Origin of the sequence: Gordonia lacunae (assembly GCF_002149015.1) — a bacterium.
In the GTDB taxonomy this organism is placed as follows: Bacteria; Actinomycetota; Actinomycetes; order Mycobacteriales; family Mycobacteriaceae; genus Gordonia; species Gordonia lacunae.
Window position 1 is genome coordinate 36,550 of sequence record NZ_NGFO01000004.1, and the last position, 21,193, is coordinate 57,742.

Genomic DNA, 21,193 nt, shown 5'->3' on the forward strand with positions numbered 1-21,193 from the left:
TCCCGGCGTCAGAAGTCCGGTGCCGGCACGACCTTCGCGAAGGTCCGGCCGGCGTCGGACTTCGTCGCTTCGTAGACGAGAGCGAGTTCGGCGCGCTCGAAGTTGCGGAACCACTCGTCCCAACTGATGTGCTCGAGGCACTCATCGGCCGTCCGGCCGGAGAAGTCGATGCGGAGCACTCCCGTTCCGCCGACGCTCCGGACGTCGCGTATGCGCGCCGGAACACCCTGGTGCGTGGTCACCCACTCCCGGATCTCGTCGTGATCACGCGTCGTCTTGCAATGAGACCCCATCGGTCGTCTCCCTCGTGCCGCACCGAAACCCACCATTGGGCGCCACGGTCCGTGGACCGCCCTGTCCTGGTCTCGGCGTCCGGGGGTCGACGTCACCGCTGATCGGTTCGGTGTTCTTACCCATCAAGCCCTTTCGTCAATCCTGCGACGTCCGGCCGCCCCGAGAGGTCACCTAGCGGCGCGAAGCCCGATGGTGAGGTCGAAGTGGTCCAGGGAGTGCGGCATCTCGGTCTGCCCGGCCCGCACGCGAGGCGAGAGCACGTTGTCGTCGAGATCGACGTCACGACCGATCGCCGCCAGCACCGCCGTGGCGAACATCAGCACGACATTACGACCGGGACATTCGCCCGGGCCGTCGCTGAAGGGGACGACGCCGGCGAGTCCCTGTGCTCGTCCGTCGGTCCAGACCTCCGGGGTGAACCGCTGCGCGAAGTCCATGGCGTCGTCGTCGCGCTGGAAGAACTCCCCGATCACGATCGTGGTCGTCCCCTCGGCGACGAGGCCACCGTCCCATCGGACGTCGCGGCTCGCCTCGCGCAGGATGGCCAGCGTGGTCGGCCACAGTCGCAGTGATTCCAGCACGGTCGCGCGTAGCGTCGGCAGGACACGCGCCGCCGTGGACTCGACGCCCGCGGTCTCCGTCCGCGCCGCGGCCGCGGTCGCGGGGTGGGCGGCCAGCAATGCCAACGCCCGATGAACGGCCACCGCGACCGCGTCGAACGCGAACAGCCAGTGCGGGATCTGACCGGTCGGGTCGAGGGAACCAGGTCGGTCCACCGCGTCTCGGACGATTCCGGCCAGCGAGTCCTCGGGGGCTGCGGCCACCAGGTGATCCAGACGTCGCCGGAAGTTCCCGTAGGTCGCGGACCGACGCGGAAAAGCAGGCCCCCAGTTGGCGTCTCGTCGTAGCACCGTCAGCAGGTCGGTCAGGGCCTCGTCGTTCCGAGCGGCATCCCCGAAGACGAAGCGGCGCACCATGCGCCAGTGGGCGACCGCGTAGGCGTCCCACGTCAGGTGGCCGTCGGTGAGGGTCGGAAGCAGTTCCGCGACCTCGGATTCGATGATCTCCCCGCATCGCCGGTGGAGGGAGTGCACGTCCGCCGAGGTCTGCAGGGCCAGCTCGTTCAGTTCCCGCCGCGCCTGACGGTGCCGGTTGTCCGAGATCAGCACGCCGGTCGGCTGGAAGCGCGAGAGTGCCGCGACCTTCTCCGTCGACGCCGGGGTGAACGGGTCCGGCGTGCCGTGCAGCGTCGCCGTCACCGCCGGGGGTCGTAGCGCAAGCACCATCGGTCGCGGGAAGGTGAGGGCCAGGGCATCGGCGTCGTGTCGCGCCCGCAGCCCGTTCAGTATCCGGGCCGCGCGGCCGTGGGTGTCGAGCCGGCCGCCGAGACGGACCATTGTCTTACGCCGCGCGACAACACCTTCGGCGACCATCGGGACCAGCACCCCGCCCAGGACGCGCGCGGTGTCGAGGAGCCCCGCTCGTGCCAGACGCGGCGTCGCGGTCACCGCGCCGGGGCTCTTCTGCACGTCTTCTCCGGGTCCCCGTGACATCTCCGACGACACTCCTCACCGTTGGGTTCACGCCGGGCGTTTCCGTGGGCCCGACTGCCCACGGCCTACCCGTCGACCGTGCGCCCCAAACCGTCAACCGTGCGCCCCAAACCGTCGACCGTGCGTCCGATGTCGTCCACTGTGCGTGCCACACCGTCGACTGTGCGCGCATGGCCGTCGGGGGGCGTCACGACGACCCATCGCCGTGTGCCGTGTCGAGCGAGGCGTCCAGACGACGGAAACCGTCCCGGACGCGCACCGCCCCGTCCTCGACGGCGGTCACATCCGCCCACGGGATGAGCACGGTGCCGCGATGCAGCCATGCGAAGAACCGGTTGAGCAGCCACGGCCGCGACACACCCTGACGTTCGTATCCGAGAAAGGACACCCGGTTCCGGCGGTTGACGAGCAACCCGACGAGCCGGAGTTGGTCGTCGACCACCTCGAAGCGGAGGTCGATCACCTGACCCAGGCGATCGCCGCCGGAATCGTGGACGGCGCAGCTCAACAGGTCGCTGGCGATCATCGTCCGCCGCTTCCGGGGATACGCCCGACGATGTGGTCGCGCACCCATCGTTCCGGCCACGCGAGTTCCAGATCCTCCTGCCGGTCGTCGATCACGACCCGCACATCGATGCTGCGGACGCGGTCGATCGAGATCCGGTCGAGCTCGCTCACGTGCGGACCGCCGCCGATGAGTCGATAGAACAGCGCGCGCCCGGTGAGAAGGGCGGACACCCGCGGCGGACCGTTGTCGGGCATCTCGATCTCGACGTCGTCGACGACGCCGAGCGGTACGCCATCGCGGTCGTGGATCTGTCTGTCCAGCAGGTGAAGTCGTAGGTCGATCGTCGTGCGACGGGACAGCCCGCGGTCGTCGTCCGTGCTCATCGCCCCGCCCCCGTCACGATCAGCAACGGTATCGCCGCCACCGAGGCGACCACGATGATGCCCAGATAGATGGTGCCGAAGAAGTTCATCACTCGTCCGTTCACGTTGTCCCCCATGTATTCCCGATCATTCGCCACGACGAGGATCGGCAGATAGGTCAACGGCAGGGCGACCGCGGAGAACACGACCGAGTACTCGGTGACCATGATCGGATCGACACCGGTCAGCAGGATCAGCACCCCGCCGAGGAGGAACACGATGATCACGAGATGAAACCGTGCCGCCTGGCGCGGCTTCTTGGCCGCACCCCAGGGCCATCCGGCGTACTGGGCGATCGTGTACCCGGTGGACAGCGCCGTTTCGAGCGCGGCGCCGGTCGTCGCCGCGACGAGTCCGATGATCACGAACGCCAGCGCCAGCTGCCCGCCGGCCTGCACGACGGGCAACACGACCTGTGACAGCGATTCCACCGAGATGTCGGCGGGCAACAGATACAGCGCCGCGACGCCGGCGATGGCGACCGAGCCCAGGCCCCCGAGCGGGAAGCCGATCAGCACATTCCACCGCTCTCGCGCGAGATCCTTACGGCGCCAACCCTCTTCGATGCCACCAGAGGAGAAGAAGAACACCTCGTACGGCGTCATCGCCGCCCCGAACAGTGCGATGGCGTAGTACCAGTAGGTCGGTATCGACTCCTGCGACGGGACCGACGGCGCGGTGATCTGATCCCAGACCTCGCCCCAGGGCGGTTGCAGCAGGAAGAAGACCACGCCGAACACGGCCAGGCACAGGCCGAGCAGACCGGTCACGTTCTCCATGACCTTGAAGTTGGCCCGCCACACGATGATCCAGACCCCGAATGCGGCGACGGGCACCCACAGCAGCGGCGCGACCCCGCTCGCGAGCTGCAGCGCGAGGGCGATGCCGCCGATCTCGGCGGTGAGGGTGAGACCGGTGACGAACAGCGAGGCGACCAGGTTCGCGGCACCCATCCGGGGACCGAGCCGCTCCCGGATGATCTCGAACGTGCTGCGTCCGCTCACCGCGGCGACCCGTCCGGACATCTCCGCGAACAGACAGATCCCGATGACACCGACGACGACGACCCACACCAGCCCGAATCCGAATCTGGACCCCACGACCGCGTTGGTGACGATGTCACCGATGTCGAGGAAGCCGCCGATGGCGGTCAGGATGCCGAGGGCGACGCCGATGACGTTCTTCACCGGCTCATCCCCTCGCTCCGGCCGCCGACCGCGGGTCGTCGACGATCTGTTGCAGGCGCTCGTCGACCTTCGTCAGCGCGTCGAGCGACTCCGACACCCGCGGGTCCTGCCGGTCGAGCAGCGTCACCGACCGTGCGGCGACGAGCACCCGGGTGGCCTGTGCCATGGCATCCTCGACCCCGGCCCGCATCGGTTCGTCGGCGGCGTCGTCAATGTCGAGGTTGACGACAGCTCCGTAGGCGGACAGGGACTGCTCGATCAGGTCGTCGAAGAGGACGCGGACGTAGTGGCGCGGAGCGCGGTCCTCGGCCCACGAGCGCAGCCCCTCATGTCCGGAGGCGACCGCGCTCACCACATCCCCGGACGAGTGGGAGAGTTCGGCCGTCACGCCGCCGGGCTGCCGGGCACATCCGGCGACGACGAGGACGAGGAGCAGACACAGTGCGAGCAGCGTCGCACGAACTGCTCGCAACCCTGTTCTCGACCATCGTGTTCCGGTCACACCCCAGTCCTCGGTCCGTGGCTCGCCGAGCCGTCTCTCCGAGCCGGGTTCCCCGAACGGCGGCCGGCAAAACTCGGGCCTCCCGTGCACCGTTGCACATCGGTGGACCTCCTCCACCGAACCGTTGAACGGCGGTCGACGTGAACGTACGGTGGTCTACAGCGGTTCAGTCCCAGCTGCCGCGGGCCGGTTGACGCGATCGCACGACCGGCTCGCCCCTCGGAGACAGAACGAGCGGATGGACGAGAGCATGGGCCAGTACAGCGACACGTCGCACCCCACCGGAGTCGGAGCACGGCCGGCCGGTACCGGAACATCACGCACGACAGCCCACATCAGCACGGCCCACACCACAACGACGTCGTCGTGCGTACAGCGATTCTCCGGTGATGTGGATCTGAACACCGTGGCGGACTTCGATGCCGCTCTCACCCGGACTGTCGCGCGGCACAACGCGACCGTGATCTTCGACCTGACCGGCGTCGACTTCCTCGGAGCCTGCGGGCTCGAGACCCTTGCCCGGGTGTGTACCGACGCCACCCGCGCCGGGGTGCGCGTCGTACTCGTCTGTGAGCCCGCGCTGGCGCGGCTCGTCCGGATGTGTGACATCCCGGTGGCCATCCGCTCCTCGATCGACGAGGCCTACGGAATCGGGGATCCGCAGGCCCGGTGAGGTCGCACCGCGCCGGTCACCGGCCCGATGCGCGCCCCACACCACTAGGGTGCAGGGTGACAGCCAGGCCCGCGCGAGGAGAGGTACGGAGCAGATGTCGGTGGAGAACGGTCCGGCGCAGAACGGCGAGGACTTCGAAACCCTGCTGCGGTATCTGCGCGACGCCCGCGGCTTCGATTTCACCGGCTACAAACGGACGTCTCTCCGGCGACGGGTCACGCACCGGATGGAGCAGGTGGGGTTCGACAACTTCGCCGACTACCTCGATCATCTGCAGGCGAGCTCCGACGAGTTCAGCGCACTGTTCAACACCATCCTCATCAACGTGACGTCGTTCTTCCGGGATGAGGAAGCCTGGGAGAGCCTGCGCAGCACCGTGATTCCGCAACTCCTCGCCCAGCGCGGACCCGACGACCCGGTGCGGGTCTGGAGCGCAGGCTGCGCCTCGGGCCAGGAAGCGTACTCGCTGGCGATGCTGCTGGCCGAGGGTGTCGGTGCCGAGAGTTTCCGTCAGCGCGTCAAGATCTACGCCACCGACGTCGACGAGGACGCCCTCACCGAGGCAAGGCAGGCTTCATACGATGCGCGCGCGGTCGAGAGCATCCCGCCCGACCTGCTCGCGACCTACTTCGAGAAGGAGGGCTCGCGATACGTCTTCACCAAGGACCTACGGCGGGCGGTGATCTTCGGTCGTAACGATCTCGTCCAGGACGCTCCGATCTCCCGGATCGACCTGCTCGTGTGCCGCAACACCCTCATGTACTTCAACGCCGAGACGCAGCGTCGAGTACTCGGTCGGCTGCACTTCGCGTTGGCGCCCCAGGGCATCCTGTTCCTCGGGCACGCCGAGATGCTGCTGAGTCACAGCGACCGATTCGCGCCGTTCGATCTGAAGAACAGGTTGTTCCGCAAGGTCGCCGGATACCGGGGAGCCATCGGCGGCACACCCATCGAAGGTGATCCGCTGCCGGGTCCGGAGAACAACGGTTTGTCGTCGCTGCGCGAACTGGCGTTCCGGCACTCCCCGGTCGCACAGATCGTGATCACCGGCGACGACACCGTGGCGATGGTGAACCAGCAGGCGGAGTTGATGTTCGGGCTCTCCGGCCGCGACATCGGCCGACTCCTGCGCGATCTCGAGGTCTCCTACCGTCCGGTCGAACTGCGGGGCTACATCGAACAGGCCAAGATCGAACGACGATCGTCGAGAATCCGGGACATCGAGTGGTCCAACCAGGGCGGGCAGTCGATCTGGCTGGAGGTCCACATCAATCCGCTCGTGGACGGCGACAACGGTCTGCTCGGGGTGGCCATCGCGTTCTTCGACATCAGTGCCACCCGTGCGCTTCTCGACAAACTCGAAGATGCCAACCGGCAGCTCGAGACAGCCTACGAGGAACTCCAGTCCACCAACGAAGAACTCGAGACCACCAACGAGGAACTGCAGTCGACAGTCGAAGAGTTGGAGACCACGAACGAGGAACTCCAGTCCACCAACGAGGAACTGGAGACGATGAACGAGGAGCTCCAGTCCACCAACGACGAACTCCAGGTCATCAACGCGGCTCTCGGTGAACGGACCGTCGAGCTGAGCGACACCCGGGAGTTCTTCGACTCGATCGTCAACTCCGCGGAGATCGGCATCATCGTCGTCGATCGGGACATGCGCATCACGGTCTGGAATCGCGCATCCGAGGAGATGTGGGGGGTGTCGGCCGCGGAGGCGGCGGGCCAGCCCCTGCTGGGTCTCGACATCGGCTTGCCGACCGCCGACCTGCGACCGATGGTCGGTGGCGCCTTCGTCGACCCGGCGTACACCGGCTCGCGTGAGTTCGACGCCATCAACCGCCGGGGACGCTCGGTGCGTATCCGGGTGCGCTGCAGTCCGTTCCGGTCACGAAGTCGCGAGATCCGGGGCGCCATGCTCGTCGTCGAACCCGTCGAACCCGTCGAACCCAACGACGCCGACGAGGCAGCCTCCCCATGACCACGAGGACACGATGAGTACCGACGATCTCTCCGTGCGCGCGCTACGCCGCGACGCGGCCACCGTGCTCGCGGTGTCGGGCGTCCTCGACTCCAGGACCTACCTGACCGTTCGCGACGCGATCGTCAAGGCGGCGACCGATGCGCCGGACTGCCTCGTCGTCGACGTCCGAGCTCTGGATGTACCCACGGCGTCGGCGTGGTCGGTGCTGACCAGTGCGGCCTGGCTGATCCGCGACTGGCCGAACGTGCCGGTGGCCGTCGTCGCCGACCCGGCGCGGCTGGATCATCTGGTGCGGTCCGGGATCACCCGCTATGTCCCCGCCTATCGGTCGCTGGACGCCGCGCTCGACCACGTCACCGAACGGCGCGACATCCGCGTCACCCACCGCGCGCGCACCGTGATCCCGCGACACGGACCGGCACCACTCGACGCCGCGCGTGGGGCCGTCGTGCGCGCCGTCGAGGACTGGAACCCCGACTTCGTCCGGCTCGCGCGCCTGCTGACCACCATCCTGGTCGGCAACGTGCTGAGACACACCCACGCCGATCCCGACATCCGCGTCGAGGTGCACGGAACCGGCCGCCTGGTCGTGGCGGTCAGCGATGACAGCCCCACCGTCCCGGTGCGCGTCGAGGACACCCACGGTGACACACCGATCGCGTCCGGACTCGCGGTTCTCGCGCTGCTGAGCCGGCATTGGGGTTACACGCCCACCGGCAACGGGAAGACCGTCTGGGCGGTGGTCGGGGCGGAGGAGGTCGCTCGGTTCGACGAACCCGACCGTCAGGGTTGAACCGCTTCGGCCGCATCGCCTTCCGTGAACGGCGGAGACCAGAGTCGGGTCCGGAGGACGTCGGCGGCGTGGCGGGCCTCGGCGGAGGTTCGCTGATACCGCTTCTGCAGGACGCCCGGGGACACCTTGGCCGCAAGGCTCTCCGCCAGCTCGGCTTTCTCCTGGAGACTCCGGATGGCCATCCCGAGGGCGGAATCGATCTCCGCCGACTGGGCCTGCAGCAATGCGTCCGCAGACCACGCGTGCCCGATGCGGCAGCGGAAGCTGTGCTCGTCGATCTGCATCAGGCCGCCGTGACAATCCGGGCACACGAAATTGGTGGGTGGTCCCAGGTCTTCCGAGTCCGACGGCTTCGCGAAGGCGTGCCCCATCGCGATCCGGTTCTCTGTCTCCAGCATTCTGTCCGGCTCCATGGTGATCTCCGTCAGTTGCCGACCGCTGAGCTCGGTCAACACCTTCGCCGCATCCGCGGCGGTCACGATGTGGTCAGGTTCGGCGCGGCTGATCGCGTTCGTCGGCATCGCCGGGAAGGCCGCGTCGGCGGGATCCTGCACCACGGTCACACCTCCGCGCTCACGGATGGCGACCAGGCCGTTGACCCCGTCGTCCAGCGCGCCCGACAGCAACACGCCGGTCCCGTACGGGCCCGCGTGGAGGGCCAGCGAGCGGAACAGGGCATTGATCGAGGGTCGATGCCGATTCTCGGTGGGGCCGTCGGTGACCGCCAGACGGTCGTCGTTCAGGAGGAGGTGGCGGTCCGGGACACCCACGTAGATGGTCCCCGGACGCAGTTCCATGTCGTTCTCGGCGGCCACCGCCGGGAGCGGGCCGGCGCGATCGAGAATGCGCGGCAACGCACTCGACACACCGACCGGCATGTGCAGCACAACCAGGACTGCCTGCGAAAAGTCCGCGGGCAGGGACGACACCAGGACAGACAGCGCCTCGACGCCGCCTGCGGATGCGCCGATGGCCACCACGCGTTGTTGTGTCATGTCCGAGCCTTACCCCGCGTCTCGGGTCGGCAATCTCCGTCGGGCGCCGTGGACCCGTGATCGACCGTGCGTCGGATGCCAGGATACGCCGGATCAGGGGTTTCGCCGGATCGAACTCCGGGAATCCCGGACTGCGAACGAAGGAGTTGACGATGACATCTGACAGTTCGCCCACCGGAGTGAACGACCCCGATGACCAGCACGATCCGGACGCCGACCCGGAGATGCTCACGACGAACGCGTCGCAGCCGGATCAGGCGGAGGGCGCGGACGACGCCGAGGAAACCGGCGACGACTCCGGCGACTGAAGGTTCCGGTCCGTCGCGTCCCCAGTACCGCCTAGCCCGCGAGAAGCGCGACGATGGCCTTGGCCAGTCCTCGACGTGCCAGTTGCTGGTCCTGGAAGCTGCCCAGCTGCTTCTCCGACACCAGGCCGCGCATGGCGCCGGGCAGGAACGCCGCGACTTCACGAACCCGCTCCGGATCGATGTCGAGGTCGGCGAAAGCACGCTGACACGAGTCGATCCAGGACGGTCCCCAGGAGGCGAATTCGGCGGCGGTCTTGGGGAACAGACGACGCAGCTCGTCCGGGTCCCGCGGCAGCGCCGCCCTCAGGGTTTCGATCGCCCGCGACTCGGGCGCGGTCAGTCCGTCGTACATGAGGTCGACGATGGCCGCGACCCGCTCCGCCAGCGGCGCTTCGGGTTTCACGCTCACCGGCAGGTCGCCGCGATGCTCCGCGGTCCGGTGCAGCACGGCCGCCCACAGGCCGTCGATGTCGTCGAACTGGTACTTGATGGCGCCCCACGTCGCGCCGATGTCCTTCGCGATCCGGTTGCCCGACACCGACGCGGGATCGCCCGTTGCCAGCGAGACGAGAGCGGCGTCGAGCATCGCGTCGCGCGTCGCCTGGCCGCGCTTGTTCACCCGCCTCGGGACGCCCGGAGTCCCGCCGGCGTCCGCGGACCGGGTGTCGGAGGCGCGGGAGTCACCGGAGGCCATGGCTGCCGATCGTAGTCGGTGCCGTTCCCGGCCACGACGCTCCGCCGACGCCCTGACCGGCGGGATGTTTGACGATCGTTCGTTCGGCTACCCGTCCGATCACCCGATGGCGACGAAGAGCGGACGACCATCAGACGAGCAGGCATCCGGCCGGTTCGAGACAACCCGACATATGGCACAAACCGTGTTTCCGAAACCCAAGGAACACACCGCATGGATTTGTATCATCAAGGTCTCCTGTGACACCTGTCACGAGGCGGGGGCGAGGAGGACGACATGATTTCCACCGGTGTACTGGGTTCGGCCCGACACACGCTGGCCGGTTTCTCGCCGGCCGAGGCACGTCGGCGGCTACGCAACAGGGTGTACGTGGACGCCCTCTTCAACAGCCGCGAACCCGAACGGACCTCCTGGGCGGTCACCGACGACGGCGCACGGCTGCGCGTCGTGCACCACGGCCCGGCGAACGCACCCGTTCTGATCCTCGTGCACGGCTGGTCGTGCTGCGTCGAGTACTGGAATCCACAGGTCAACGCGCTCGCCGAGCGCTACCACGTGATCGCCTACGATCAGCGCGGTCATGGCGAGAGCACCTGGGGCCACCGGAAATTCGATGCCGACGTCCTGGCCGACGATCTGTCCGCCGTGGTCTCCCAGACGGTCCCCGACACTTCCAAGGCGGTCTTCGTCGGCCACAGCATGGGCGGCATCACCCTGCAGGCATGGGCGCACCGGCACCGCGACCAGGCCGAGTCACGCGCCGCGGCCATGATTCTCGCCAACACCACCTGGGGCGGAATCGCGACGGAGAGCCGCGTGCTGCCGCTCGTGAACGGTCCGATCAAGGCACCGCTCTGGCTCCTGCAGATGGCGTTGTCGGTGCCGATCCCGTTTCCCGGCGACCGTCTCACCCGGAGCCTCATCCGCCACCGCGTGTTGAACGGCCGGTCGGCGACCATCGACCACGCCGCGTTCGTCCTCGCGATGACCCGCTCGTGCACACCGAGCTCGCGCGCCAAGGCCGCGGTCGCGCTCCTCCAACTGGCGATGGGACCCACCGGCGCGGAGGCGATCTCGGTACCGACGACCGTGATCGGCGGTCGGCACGACCTCCTCCTCCCCCATGCGATGACCCAACGCATCGCGCATGCACTGTCCATCCGCGGCCAGCTCGACCGCCTCGTCGTCCTCGACACCGGGCACGCGTCGAACATCGAGGCCGCCGACGACTTCACGGCCGAGATCCATCGGGTGATGGATGCGGCGTCGCCGACTCCCGAACTGGTCGAAACCGCCAGCTGACCTGGCACGACACTTTTCATAGAACCCTCTTGCATTCTGGGTCCGGGGGACCTACCGTTGCCGCATGGCGAGAACGCCCCTGTCGATGACACCCACTGGCTGGTTTCAGGTCGCCTGGTGCTCCGAGATCGCTGTCGGAGCCGTCCACACGATGAAGTACTTCGGCCGCGAGATGGTCGCCTGGCGATCCCGCTCCGGTGCGGTCTCCGTCTTCGATGCCTACTGCGAACACCTCGGCGCCCATCTCGGGCACGGCGGCCACGTCGACGGCGAGAACCTGGTGTGTCCGTTCCACGGCTGGGAGTGGAACCGCGAGGGGCGCAACGTGTGCATCCCGTACGAGAAACACCCCAACCGGGGACGCCGCATCCGCAGCTACCCCGTCCTCGAACGCAACGAGGCAGTCTGGATCTGGCACGACACCGACGGTCGCCCACCATATTTCGATGTTCCCGACATCTTCGGCGACTTCGGCGACGACAGCACCGCGGCCGACTACTATCCGCCGGTCCCCGCGGCCACCCTGTTCCGGCCGGGACTCGAGATCCATCCGCAGTACATCATGGAGAACGGCGTCGACTTCGCCCACTTCACGTTCGTCCACAAGACCCCGTTCATGCCGGAGTTCACGAGGCACGACTTCGACGGCCCGGTGTCCCACGTCGACTTCACGATCGCCTTCGACGAGGGCGCGACGCTCGAGAACGCCACCAGCGGAGTCGAATCCATCAATGCCGGATTGGGCTGTTCGGTCACGAAGAGCTGGGGCATGGTCGACAATCGCACGATGCCGGCGGTCACCCCGGTCGACGAGCACACCTCCGACGTCCGGTTCACCGTGTGGATCGGCCGCAAACCGGGCGAGGAGACCGGCGAGATCACCCGCTACGGCACCGTCATGGCCGATCTCGTCATCGAGCAGTTCGCCGCTGACATCGACATCTGGGCACACCAGCGCTACTCCGACCCGCCCGCCCTGTCCCGCAAAGAGTTCGAAGGCTTCACCGCCCTTCGGAAGTGGGCGCGCCAGTTCTATCCCGACGGCGGGCCCGACGGCGCCGACCCGTCCGCACCGAGCGGCGCCGTGCCCTCGCCGGAGGAGTTCGTCCGCATCCGCCGATCCGAGCTCGACGCGCTGCGCGCCGCCGCGCAGCCCTGACCGGAACTGCTTCCGCCGAAAGGATCTGTCATGACCGCCTCCCCACGTATCCGCGTCTTCCAAGTCGCCACCGGAAACCTCGGCACCGAGATGATCGGACGCATCCAGTCGCATCCGGACCTCGAACTGGTCGGCCTGCACTGCTATACGCCCGACAAGATCGGCCGGGATGCCGGTGAGATCGTCGGCATCGATCCGGTCGGGGTGACCGCGACCGGCACGGTCGAGGAGATCATCGCCGCCCGTCCGGATGTCCTCACGTTCCACGGCGTCTTCCCCGACGAGGATCTCTACGTCAGAGTTCTCGAGGCCGGGATCAACGTCGTCACCACCGCGGACTGGATCACCGGGTTCCACCGCGACACCAACCATCCGCACCAGTCCGGGCGCAAGGTCAGCGAGGTCATCGCCGAGGCCTGCGAGCGCGGTGGCGCCACCTTCTACGGCACCGGCATGAATCCCGGTCTGGCACAGATCCTCGGGATCGTGCACACCGCCGACGTGGCCGACATCGAGAACGTCACGGTGATCGAATCCGTCGACGTCTCCTGCCACCATTCCGTCGACACGTGGAAGGCGGTCGGATACGGCCTGCCCGTCGACGACCCGAGTATCCCCGACTCGCTGTACAAGTACACCGCGGTGTTCGCAGACTCGGTCTACCTGATGGCCGACGCCTTCGATCTCGAACTCGACGAGGTGACCTTCTCCTACGAGCTGGGCGCCTGCACCAAGGACGTCGACCTCGGCTGGTATCAGCTCCCGCAGGGCTCACTCGGCGGCAGCTACATCAAGTACCAGGGCATGGTCGACGGCGTGGCGCGCGTCGAATCGCATCTCGAATGGCAGATGACACCGCACACCGATCCGTCGTGGAACATCCAGGCCTGCTACATCACCCAGGTGACCGGCGACCCGAACATCTACTCCAAGCACATGATCTTCCCGCGCAAGGGTTTCGACCTCTCCAATCCGGAGAACTTCGCGTCCATCGGCATGACCGTCACCGGACTCCCGGCCCTCAACTCGATCACGTCGGTCGTCGCGGCGGCACCGGGAATCGTGACGAGCGCCGATCTCCCCTTGCGCTCGTTCGCGGGACGGTTCGCGATCTGACACGAAGTCAACCGAGGTCGATGGTCACCCCGGTGAGTTCGGCACCGACGTCCCACAACCGCGCGGCGACGTCGCCGTCCTTCGCCTTCACCGACGGCTCCACCAGCACGGGTGGGCCGGCGAGTCCGAGGCTGCCGACCGGACCGTAGTATTCGCCACCCTCCGCCTTCGGATCGGTGGCCGCACGAAGGACGGGCAGGGCGCCGTCGGGCGGATCCATGATGAACCGGTCGGTGAGCCAGCGCAGCGACGGCGCGTGGTAGGCCCACTGGAGGAACCGGCTCTGCTCGCGCATCACCCCGGTCCGGGTGCCCCCGGGGTGGGCCGCCAGCGAGATCGCCGACACCTCAGCGCTTCTCATCCGGCGGTCGAGTTCCATCGCGAACAGCATCTGGGCGAGCTTGGCGCGCGAGTACGCACCCGCACTGCTGAAGGTCCGGTCCATCGGCAGGTCGTCGAAGTCGATGGCCCCCGCGCGGTGAGCATGACTCCCCACGGTGACCACGCGCGCCGACTCCGCGGCCAGCAGGCGATCGGCCAGCAGACCGGTCAGCGCGTAGTGGCCCAGATAGTTTGTGCCGAAATCCATCTCGAATCCGTCGGGCGTCAGTTCGCGACGCGCCCGCATCACCCCGGCATTGTTGACCAGCATGTCGATCCGTGGATGATGCCGCCGGATCTCAGCGGCGGCGGCACGGACGGAATCCAGACTCGCGAGGTCGAGATCGACGATCTCCAGCTCCGCCCCGGGGACCTTGCCGACGATGTCGTCGCGGGCCTCCACCGAGGTCTGGGGATTGCGGCAGGCGAGCACGACACGCGCGCCCAGCGTCGCCAACCCGAGCGCGATCTCGCGTCCGATCCCCGAATTCGCGCCGGTCACCACCGCGACCCGTCCGGTCTGCGGCGGCGCGTCGGCCAACGTCCACCCCGACTTCACATCTGCCCCCTCCGGCGCCGACTCGAACGACGATGTCGTTCGTATCACACCACGGGTGTCGCTTTCGGGCGGGGCGTCCGATTCGAGTGCACCTGAACGACCGCACCCCGCCGTCCGAGAGCCGGGCGGCGAGGTGCGGGAGGCGGTGAGCGGGTCAGGCGCTCACGGCCGCCGGGGTGGCGCTGCTGAACTGTCCGGCCGGCGCGAAGCGGGCGAGGACCTCGTCGTGCGGCTCTCCGGCCACCGCAGCGATGAAGCCCTCCACGTCCTCGCGGGTCCGCAGACCGAGCAGCGGATTCGGTTCGGAGAGCAGACCGAACAGGGCCGACGCGATGGCGGGACTGACGGCGGCAGCCGGAAACGACAACTCCAGGTGGGTCGCATAGTCGGGATCGCCCAGGTAGAGCCGGGTGACCTCGACCGCGGCCCGTCCGCGCCGTTCCCAGTGCTTCTCGAACTCCGCTGACAGCCACTCGGCGGTGAACTCGCCCTCGTGGTCCCGAGCGGCCTTCACGAGTTCGGCGACCTGGATCAGCGAGTTCTGCGCACCCTGTCCCGCCACCGGGTCGACGGCGATCGCGGTGTCACCGATCGCCGCGACCGGATGCCCGCCCGCCGTGGTGGCGACGGCCTGCCGCACGGTCGGGGTGACCGCGCCCTTGAGCCACGACACCGGATCGGACTCGATGACCTGCAGTCGATCGATGACCGGCGCATCCTCCGGGAAGAACTCGGCGAAGATGCCGGCGATCGTCTGCCGGGCCGAGACCGCGTCGTGGACGTCGTCGATCCGGGCCGCCCACGCCCCGTCGGGCTTGGCGAAGACGATGAACGACCACGTCGGTCCGGCGTCCTTGTGCAGGAACGGACCGACGAAGATCTCGCCGTTCTGCGCGTCCAGATTGAACAGCGAGTGGTCGCCGCCCGCGCTGCTGCGGTAGGCGAAGGACTCGGGGCCGTGGTCGACGCCGGTGAGGGTGACCTGCAGCAGACGACGCTGGGGTTCCCGGTAATGCGTGCGCGACTCGTCGACCGGGAAGAGCGTCGACAGGCCGCCCTTGCCGGTGGCGACCAGGGTGATGTCGGCGTCGGCGGCGATCGCGTCGAGACGGTCGAGGCCGATCTGTCCGACCTCGAATCGGCCGCCGCGGTCCAGGAATCGGGCAAGACGGTCGTCGGCGCGCAGGCGGAGGTCGACCGCCTGGGCGACGTAGCCGTAATCCGGGTTGAACTCGAGGACCGCCGCGCGCTCGTCGCCGCTGCCCGAGTACAGGCGCGCGCTGATGCCGGTCGTGTTGCTGACCTCGTACAGGTCCTCGATGATCTCGGCATCCCACTCGCGGGACTTGCCGAACAGGACGCCGACACCGGTCGGCGGCACCTTGTCGCGCAACGACTCGCGGTCCCGGTCGCTGTAGAGCGTGACGTCGAACCCGGCGTCGACGAAGCCGAGTGCCGCACTGGTCCCGGCCAGCCCGGCCCCGATGATCGCAACCGATCGTCGTGCTGTCATGTAAGAATCTCCCCTGGTTGTCGGCGTGGAATGGCTGCTCGACAGGGTGCCGGGGCGAGTGCTGTGACTGAAGGGTTAGACGCACCGAGAACGAATGGCGTGCGTCGTAGTGGTCGGGCGGGGCGCTACGCGTCGTCGCGCACGCGGAGGTAGCGCTCGTAGATCACCTGGCCGCCGTAGATCCGGGTCTCGGCGAGCTCGAGCCGAATCGGGTCGGTGACCGGGGGCAGCAACGGTGTACCGCCACCGACGACGACCGGATACCGAAAGATGCGGAATTCATCGACGAACCCGAGTTCGATTGCCTGCCAGGCCAAGTCGGCACCACCGATCTCCACGTCGGCGTCCGTCGAGTCCAGTACCGCGGACAGCTCGTCAGCCAGGGAGCCCTGCGCCAGCCGAGCGTTGCCCTCGACTGTCGTGAGGGTGCGGCTGAAGACCACCTTGGGCAGCGCCGACCAGATGTCGGCGAACGCGGCATCCGCCTCGTTCTCGCGCATCCGCGGGTCCGGCTCCCACACCAGCATCGTCTCGTAGAGCCGACGGCCGCAGACGAAGGCACCGAGCTCGCCGACCCGCTCGGTGTGGAACGCGAACAGATCGTCGGCGGGGACCGACCAGTTGAAGTTGCCGTCACGGTCGGAGATGAAGCCGTCCACCGAGACGCCCATCGACAAGAGCAGCATGCGAGGGATGGTACGACGCCATCCCGACGCCCACAGCGACTCCGAGCCGACGGGTGAAACCTACGAGTCTGCTGTGAGGTCCGCCGACACCCCACTCGTGCCAGGATGCGCTCAGGTGCGGGCAAGTACCATCGCCCTCTGTGCGTACGCCCCTGACCGCCGCGACACCTGTCGCGACCCCGAACGAGGACGCCGCGACCGGCAACACCTCCGGGTACCGGCTGGACCTGGACGGGCTACGCGGTATCGCGATCGCGCTCGTGGCGATCTTCCACGTCTGGTTCGGCCGGGTGTCCGGCGGCGTCGACGTCTTTCTCACCCTGTCGGGCTACTTCTTCGTCGCCTCCCTGCTCAAACACGTTCTCGCGACGCAGCCCGCGACGAGTTCCTGGGGCGCGGCGATCAATCCGTGGCCGCGGTTCTCCCGGCTCCTGCGCCGATTGCTCCCCGCCCTGCTGCTGGTGCTCGCGGTCACCGCCGGACTGATCGCGCTGATCATGCCGACGACCCGATGGGGACCGCTCGGCGCCGAACTGCAGGCCAGCGCGCTGTACTACCAGAACTGGCACCTCGCGTTCGAGTCGCAGGACTACGCGGCCGCCGACTCCGCCAACAGCCCGATGCAGCATCTCTGGTCGATGTCGATGCAGGGCCAGTTCTTCGTCCTCACCCTCGTGTGCGCGCTGGCGCTGGGCGCGGTGCTGCGCGCCCTGGGCCGACGGTTCGCGTTCTTCGCCGACCCCAAGGTGGTCCGTGGTGTCGTCGGGATCGCGCTGGGCGTCGTCGCCCTGGGCTCGTTCGCGTGGGCCAACCACCGCCACGGGATCAACCAGCCGTTCACCTACTACGACACCGTCGCCCGTCTGTGGGAGCCGCTCGTGGGTGGCCTGCTCGCGGTGTGGATGCCGCGGATCGCGCTGTCGCGACGGGTGCGCGACCTCATCGGCGTCGTCGCCCTCGGCCTCATCATCACGTGCGGGTGGTGGATCGCCGGCGTCCAGGAGTACCCCGCGGCCTGGGCCCTCGTGCCGGTCGGTGCGACGCTGCTCCTCATCTGGGTCGGCTCGTCACAGACCGCACCGGTCGATCCGGCAACGACCGCCGGCCAGACCACCATCCGTTCCGGGATCAGCCGCGGCCTCGCCCATCCGCGACTCGTGTGGCTCGGCTCGATCGCGTATGCGCTGTACCTGTGGCACTGGCCGCTGCTTATCTTCTACCTGGCGTGGCGCTATCAGGACGACGTCTCGTGGTTCGAGGGCACCGCCATCCTGGCCGTGTCGGTCCTGCTGGCCTGGCTGACGACCAAGTACGTCGAGGCGCCGCTGCGTGCGGGGAAGCCGAAGCCGAAGCGGTCCCCGGCGACGGCCGGGGTCGACGACGGGGCACCGCGGCCCGCCCTCCGGAACACCCGCGGGTACCGGCGCGCGCTCGTCGCGGTACTGGTCGTCATCGGTGTCGCGGCCGGTGCCGCAGCGGTGACCTGGCAGCGCGACGCCGCCAACGCCACCCTCGACACCCAGAACCTCGACCCGCGGCTCTACCCCGGTGCACGCGCGTTCCTCGACGGTGCGCCCGTGCCGAACGTGACCGCGCAACCGAGCCCCGACGTCGTCGACATGGACTGGCCGATCACCTCCTACGACTCGATCATCAGCGGGTGGAAAGACCCGTCGATCAAGGTCGGGTACTACGGCGACGTCGACGCCACCCGGACGATCGCTCTCGTCGGCGGCTCGCACGCCGAACAGTGGATCACCGCGCTCGACGCCATCGGCAAACGCCACAACTTCCGCGTGACCACCTACCTCAAGGTCGGTTGCGCCCTCACCACCGAGCACGTCTTCACCTGGTTCGGCCAGAAGTACTACCAGTGCAACGACTGGTCACGTCGCGTCATGGAGCGGCTCGCCGTCGACAAACCGGACGTGGTGTTCACCAACAGCACACGCCCCGTCGAGTCCGGCGACGGCGACTACGTCCCCAAGGACTACGAGGAGATCTTCGCCCAGTTCCGCGACCGCGGGCAGCGCGTCGTCGCGGTCCGCGACAATCCCTGGGCGACCGGACAACTCAAGCCACCGGAGTGCCTCGCCAGCGGCCGCAAACCCGAGGTGTGCGGCGTTCCCCGCGCCCAGGCGATGGCACCGGCCGACCCCGCGGCCGCGCTCGCCGGCGAGTTCCCCAACATGAGCTTCCTCGACTACACCGACGCCATGTGCGACGACCAGTACTGTCCCGCGGTGGTCGGGAACATCTTGGTGTGGCACGACTTCCACCACCTCTCGGCAACCTTCGTCCGTAGCCTCATCCCCGCCGTCGACGCCGATCTCCAGCGGTCGCTTCACTGGTGGTGAGGGTCAACCGACCGCGGTCAGCAGCGCCCGCGGCCCGGCGAACACCGTCTCGCGGATGTGGTTGCGGACCAGAGTCCACGCGGGACAATCACAACGGGCCGCGACACCGCGGGCGTCGACACCCTGGTCCCGGCACAGCGCGATGGCGCGGCGGAGGTGGAAACCCTGCGTCACGATCACCACGTCGTGGACGCCGAACACCTCCCGGGCCCGCCGGCAGCTCGCCGCGGTGTCGAGACCGGCCGGGTCGTCGGCGATCACCCGCGACGCCACCCCGCGCTCCTCGAGATAGCGTCGCATCACTGCCGGTTCGTTCCCGGCCTCCGCGGAGCCGTTGCCCGAGTTGATGATCCGGTCGACACCACCGGACCGGTAGAGCTCCAGCGCGGTGTCGAGGCGACCACGTACGTAATCGCCGGGCGACCCGTCGTCGTAGACGAGCGAACCGAGCACCAGCAGCGTCGGCCGGGACGCGGGCGCCGCCGCGTCGTCGACCCTGCCCACCGACGCGATGTACATCCAGGTGACGGCCAGGGTGATCCACAATTCGACCAGCACCAGCAGTACCGGCAGCACCAGACGAGCACCTGACCTCACCCCTACAACGTAGGGTGCGCGTCGGGGAACATGACCATTCCAGCCCGGGCCCGGCGGTCACCCCGTGATACTTGGAAGACTCGGTCGCGTTCAGCCTGTGCGCACCACTCCGCGGTGTGAAAGTGATGGTGCGAATGCCGTACATGCCGGTCACCTCGTCGATGTTCCTGCTGGCGGAGACCCGTGAGCAACCCATGCACGTCGGGGGACTCCAGCTGTTCGTGCCGCGCGAGGGGCAGTCGTCCAGCGAGCTCGCCGAGGAGATCATCGAGGCGTTCTGCGGCTGTACCGATGTCCATCCGCTCTTCCGGAAGCGGCCGGCCTCGCCGGTCACGTTGCTGGGCAACGTGGCCTGGTCCTACGACGACGACATCGACTTCGACTATCACGTCCGGCGTGCGGTCCTGCCCCGCCCGGGCCGCGTCCGCGAGCTGCTGCGCTACGTCTCCCTCAACCACGGGGCGCTGATGGATCGGTTCCGTCCGATGTGGGAGATCCACGTCATCGAGGGCCTCGACGACGGCCGGGTGGCGCTCTACACCAAGGTCCATCACTCGCTGGTCGACGGCGTCTCGGCGCTCCGGCTGCTTCATCGCACACTGTCCGACGACCCCGACGACCGGTCGGGCACCGCGCCCTGGGATCCGGCGCTGGCCGAGCGCCGGCCGCCGCGCCCCGCGCCGAGCCTGCGCAGCCGGGTGTCCGGGCTCGCCAACGTGGCCGGCCAGGTCGCCGGCATGGGACCGGCCGCGGCGAAGGTCGCGGTCTCCGGCCTGCGCGATCCCGAGTTCGTGGCGCCGCTGGGCCGCGCACCGCGGACCATCCTCGACGTCGCGATCGGCAGCGCCCGCCGCTTCGCCTCGCAGCAGTGGGAGCTCGAACGCCTTCGGGCGGTGGCCGATGCCCGCAGCATCACCCTCAACGACGTCATCGTCGCGATGTGCGCGGGCGCGCTGCGGTCCTATCTGATCGAGCACGATGCGCTTCCCGACGCTCCGCTCATCGCCGCGGTACCGGTGTCGATGCACACCGACGGCGACGACGAGGGGAACGCGGTGACCGCGATCCTGGTCAGCCTCGCGACCGACGAACCCGATCCCGAACGCCGGCTGGACAAGCTCGTGGACTCGGCCCGGCACAGCAAGTCGGTGGTCCGCGGCCTGCGCCCGCTGCAGGCACTCGCACTCGGGGCGGCCAACTTCGCGCCGCTGGCCTTCGCCACCGTCCCCGGCTTCGTGCAGTACGTCCCGCCGCAGTTCAACATCATCATCAGCAACGTGCCCGGGCCGTCGAAGCACCTCTACTGGAACGGGGCCCGGCTCGACGGTGTGTATCCCGTCTCCATTCCGACGCAGGGCCTGGCCCTCAACATCACGGTGACGAGCACCGCCGAGCACATCAATTTCGGCCTGATCGGCGCGCGGGCCCAGCTCCCGAGTCTGCAACGGCTGCTCACGCACCTCGACACCGCACTCGAAGAGCTCGAGAAGGTCGCGCGCACGCGGTGACACCCGCGTGCGCGCGCGTTCCCGACGTGGCTTCGGACACCCTGACTCGACAGTAAGTTACTCGCGAGTATCATCTGTCATGAGGTAGACCAGCGT

Annotated in this window: 21 protein-coding genes; 9 read left to right on the top strand and 12 right to left on the bottom strand. The window is 68.2% G+C overall.

Annotated features, from left to right (window positions below; all coding sequences use genetic code 11):
- Positions 1 to 8: 8 nt before the first annotated feature.
- The 6 genes from CA982_RS04640 to CA982_RS04665 all read right to left on the bottom strand — a co-directional run bounded on the left by CA982_RS04640 (position 9) and on the right by CA982_RS04665 (position 4,466).
- Complete coding sequence (locus CA982_RS04640; RefSeq protein WP_086534186.1) at positions 9 to 293, bottom strand: hypothetical protein; 285 nt, start codon at positions 291 to 293, stop codon at positions 9 to 11.
- A gap of 168 nt (positions 294 to 461) precedes the next feature.
- Complete coding sequence (locus CA982_RS04645; protein WP_086534187.1) at positions 462 to 1,847, bottom strand: cytochrome P450; 1,386 nt, start codon at positions 1,845 to 1,847, stop codon at positions 462 to 464.
- 187 nt (positions 1,848 to 2,034) lie between these two features.
- Complete coding sequence (locus CA982_RS04650) at positions 2,035 to 2,373, bottom strand: PRC-barrel domain-containing protein (protein WP_086534188.1); 339 nt, start codon at positions 2,371 to 2,373, stop codon at positions 2,035 to 2,037.
- Complete coding sequence (locus CA982_RS04655; protein ID WP_086534189.1) at positions 2,370 to 2,738, bottom strand: hypothetical protein; 369 nt, start codon at positions 2,736 to 2,738, stop codon at positions 2,370 to 2,372. The genes CA982_RS04650 and CA982_RS04655 overlap by 4 nt, the downstream gene beginning before the upstream one ends.
- Positions 2,735 to 3,964: an Nramp family divalent metal transporter gene (locus tag CA982_RS04660; protein ID WP_086534190.1), complete on the bottom strand. Its 1,230-nt coding sequence runs from the start codon at positions 3,962 to 3,964 to the stop codon at positions 2,735 to 2,737. The genes CA982_RS04655 and CA982_RS04660 overlap by 4 nt, the downstream gene beginning before the upstream one ends.
- Positions 3,965 to 3,968: 4 nt before the next feature.
- Positions 3,969 to 4,466, bottom strand: coding sequence for a hypothetical protein (locus tag CA982_RS04665; protein ID WP_143412523.1), 498 nt, complete (start codon positions 4,464 to 4,466; stop codon positions 3,969 to 3,971).
- 238 nt (positions 4,467 to 4,704) lie between these two features.
- Here CA982_RS04665 and CA982_RS04670 point away from each other — a divergent pair, with 238 nt between their 5' ends.
- From CA982_RS04670 to CA982_RS04680, 3 genes are all read left to right on the top strand, one after another.
- On the top strand, positions 4,705 to 5,139 hold the full coding sequence (locus tag CA982_RS04670) for an STAS domain-containing protein (RefSeq protein ID WP_086534192.1): 435 nt from the start codon (positions 4,705 to 4,707) through the stop codon (positions 5,137 to 5,139).
- A 94-nt stretch (positions 5,140 to 5,233) separates the two neighbouring features.
- Entirely contained in the window at positions 5,234 to 7,126 is a 1,893-nt protein-coding gene (locus CA982_RS04675) for a CheR family methyltransferase (RefSeq protein WP_086534193.1), read from the top strand.
- A gap of 13 nt (positions 7,127 to 7,139) precedes the next feature.
- Entirely contained in the window at positions 7,140 to 7,922 is a 783-nt protein-coding gene (locus tag CA982_RS04680; RefSeq protein ID WP_086534194.1) for a hypothetical protein, read from the top strand.
- Here CA982_RS04680 and CA982_RS04685 read toward each other — a convergent pair.
- Complete coding sequence (locus CA982_RS04685; protein ID WP_086534195.1) at positions 7,913 to 8,917, bottom strand: chemotaxis protein CheB; 1,005 nt, start codon at positions 8,915 to 8,917, stop codon at positions 7,913 to 7,915. The genes CA982_RS04680 and CA982_RS04685 overlap by 10 nt on opposite strands.
- Positions 8,918 to 9,069: 152 nt before the next feature.
- On the opposite strand from CA982_RS04685, the gene CA982_RS26660 reads away from it, so the two are divergent.
- On the top strand, positions 9,070 to 9,225 hold the full coding sequence (locus CA982_RS26660; protein WP_167383329.1) for a hypothetical protein: 156 nt from the start codon (positions 9,070 to 9,072) through the stop codon (positions 9,223 to 9,225).
- A 31-nt stretch (positions 9,226 to 9,256) separates the two neighbouring features.
- Here CA982_RS26660 and CA982_RS04695 read toward each other — a convergent pair whose 3' ends face one another.
- Positions 9,257 to 9,919 carry a TetR/AcrR family transcriptional regulator gene (locus CA982_RS04695; protein ID WP_414961147.1) on the bottom strand — a complete coding sequence of 221 codons (663 nt, stop codon included), beginning with the start codon at positions 9,917 to 9,919 and terminating at the stop codon, positions 9,257 to 9,259.
- A 276-nt stretch (positions 9,920 to 10,195) separates the two neighbouring features.
- On the opposite strand from CA982_RS04695, the gene CA982_RS04700 reads away from it, so the two are divergent.
- The 3 genes from CA982_RS04700 (at position 10,196) to CA982_RS04710 (ending at position 13,496) form a co-directional block, all read left to right on the top strand.
- Positions 10,196 to 11,221, top strand: a complete 1,026-nt coding sequence (locus tag CA982_RS04700; RefSeq protein ID WP_086534197.1) for an alpha/beta fold hydrolase — start codon at positions 10,196 to 10,198, stop codon at positions 11,219 to 11,221.
- Positions 11,222 to 11,285: 64 nt separating this feature from the next.
- Entirely contained in the window at positions 11,286 to 12,380 is a 1,095-nt protein-coding gene (locus CA982_RS04705) for a Rieske 2Fe-2S domain-containing protein (RefSeq protein WP_086534198.1), read from the top strand.
- A 30-nt stretch (positions 12,381 to 12,410) separates the two neighbouring features.
- The gene (locus tag CA982_RS04710; RefSeq protein WP_086534199.1) at positions 12,411 to 13,496 is read left to right on the top strand and encodes an NAD(P)H-dependent amine dehydrogenase family protein; all 1,086 of its coding nucleotides are present in this window, start codon (positions 12,411 to 12,413) and stop codon (positions 13,494 to 13,496) included.
- A gap of 7 nt (positions 13,497 to 13,503) precedes the next feature.
- Here the strand turns inward: CA982_RS04710 and CA982_RS04715 are convergent, their stop codons facing one another.
- From CA982_RS04715 to CA982_RS04725, 3 genes are all read right to left on the bottom strand, one after another.
- Entirely contained in the window at positions 13,504 to 14,436 is a 933-nt protein-coding gene (locus CA982_RS04715; RefSeq protein ID WP_086534200.1) for an oxidoreductase, read from the bottom strand.
- Positions 14,437 to 14,590: 154 nt separating this feature from the next.
- Positions 14,591 to 15,949, bottom strand: coding sequence for a styrene monooxygenase/indole monooxygenase family protein (locus tag CA982_RS04720; RefSeq protein ID WP_086534201.1), 1,359 nt, complete (start codon positions 15,947 to 15,949; stop codon positions 14,591 to 14,593).
- 125 nt (positions 15,950 to 16,074) lie between these two features.
- The gene (locus tag CA982_RS04725) at positions 16,075 to 16,635 is read right to left on the bottom strand and encodes a dihydrofolate reductase family protein (protein WP_086534202.1); all 561 of its coding nucleotides are present in this window, start codon (positions 16,633 to 16,635) and stop codon (positions 16,075 to 16,077) included.
- A 140-nt stretch (positions 16,636 to 16,775) separates the two neighbouring features.
- Here CA982_RS04725 and CA982_RS04730 point away from each other — a divergent pair, with 140 nt between their 5' ends.
- Positions 16,776 to 18,992 carry an acyltransferase family protein gene (locus tag CA982_RS04730; protein ID WP_086534203.1) on the top strand — a complete coding sequence of 739 codons (2,217 nt, stop codon included), beginning with the start codon at positions 16,776 to 16,778 and terminating at the stop codon, positions 18,990 to 18,992.
- 3 nt (positions 18,993 to 18,995) lie between these two features.
- On the opposite strand, the gene CA982_RS04735 is transcribed toward CA982_RS04730, so the two are convergent.
- A complete protein-coding gene (locus tag CA982_RS04735) occupies positions 18,996 to 19,568 on the bottom strand; it encodes a SanA/YdcF family protein (RefSeq protein WP_086534204.1) in 573 nt (190 codons plus the stop codon).
- A gap of 155 nt (positions 19,569 to 19,723) precedes the next feature.
- Here CA982_RS04735 and CA982_RS04740 point away from each other — a divergent pair, with 155 nt between their 5' ends.
- The gene (locus tag CA982_RS04740) at positions 19,724 to 21,097 is read left to right on the top strand and encodes a WS/DGAT/MGAT family O-acyltransferase (RefSeq protein ID WP_086534205.1); all 1,374 of its coding nucleotides are present in this window, start codon (positions 19,724 to 19,726) and stop codon (positions 21,095 to 21,097) included.
- The last annotated feature ends 96 nt before the right edge of the window (positions 21,098 to 21,193 follow it).

Bases quoted from the DNA above. Each gene is read 5' to 3' on its own strand.
- CA982_RS26660 (WP_167383329.1), top strand. From the start codon at position 9,070: ATGACATCTGACAGTTCGCCCACCGGAGTGAACGACCCCGATGACCAG.
- CA982_RS04705 (WP_086534198.1), top strand. From the start codon at position 11,286: ATGGCGAGAACGCCCCTGTCGATGACACCCACTGGCTGGTTTCAGGTC.
- CA982_RS04695 (WP_414961147.1), bottom strand. From the start codon at position 9,919: ATGGCCTCCGGTGACTCCCGCGCCTCCGACACCCGGTCCGCGGACGCC.
- CA982_RS04680 (WP_086534194.1), top strand. From the start codon at position 7,140: ATGAGTACCGACGATCTCTCCGTGCGCGCGCTACGCCGCGACGCGGCC.
- CA982_RS04685 (WP_086534195.1), bottom strand. From the start codon at position 8,917: ATGACACAACAACGCGTGGTGGCCATCGGCGCATCCGCAGGCGGCGTC.
- CA982_RS04740 (WP_086534205.1), top strand. From the start codon at position 19,724: ATGCCGTACATGCCGGTCACCTCGTCGATGTTCCTGCTGGCGGAGACC.
- CA982_RS04640 (WP_086534186.1), bottom strand. From the start codon at position 293: ATGGGGTCTCATTGCAAGACGACGCGTGATCACGACGAGATCCGGGAG.
- CA982_RS04645 (WP_086534187.1), bottom strand. From the start codon at position 1,847: ATGTCACGGGGACCCGGAGAAGACGTGCAGAAGAGCCCCGGCGCGGTG.
- CA982_RS04710 (WP_086534199.1), top strand. From the start codon at position 12,411: ATGACCGCCTCCCCACGTATCCGCGTCTTCCAAGTCGCCACCGGAAAC.
- CA982_RS04675 (WP_086534193.1), top strand. From the start codon at position 5,234: ATGTCGGTGGAGAACGGTCCGGCGCAGAACGGCGAGGACTTCGAAACC.
- CA982_RS04720 (WP_086534201.1), bottom strand. From the start codon at position 15,949: ATGACAGCACGACGATCGGTTGCGATCATCGGGGCCGGGCTGGCCGGG.
- CA982_RS04670 (WP_086534192.1), top strand. From the start codon at position 4,705: ATGGACGAGAGCATGGGCCAGTACAGCGACACGTCGCACCCCACCGGA.
- CA982_RS04700 (WP_086534197.1), top strand. From the start codon at position 10,196: ATGATTTCCACCGGTGTACTGGGTTCGGCCCGACACACGCTGGCCGGT.
- CA982_RS04650 (WP_086534188.1), bottom strand. From the start codon at position 2,373: ATGATCGCCAGCGACCTGTTGAGCTGCGCCGTCCACGATTCCGGCGGC.
- CA982_RS04655 (WP_086534189.1), bottom strand. From the start codon at position 2,738: ATGAGCACGGACGACGACCGCGGGCTGTCCCGTCGCACGACGATCGAC.
- CA982_RS04725 (WP_086534202.1), bottom strand. From the start codon at position 16,635: ATGCTGCTCTTGTCGATGGGCGTCTCGGTGGACGGCTTCATCTCCGAC.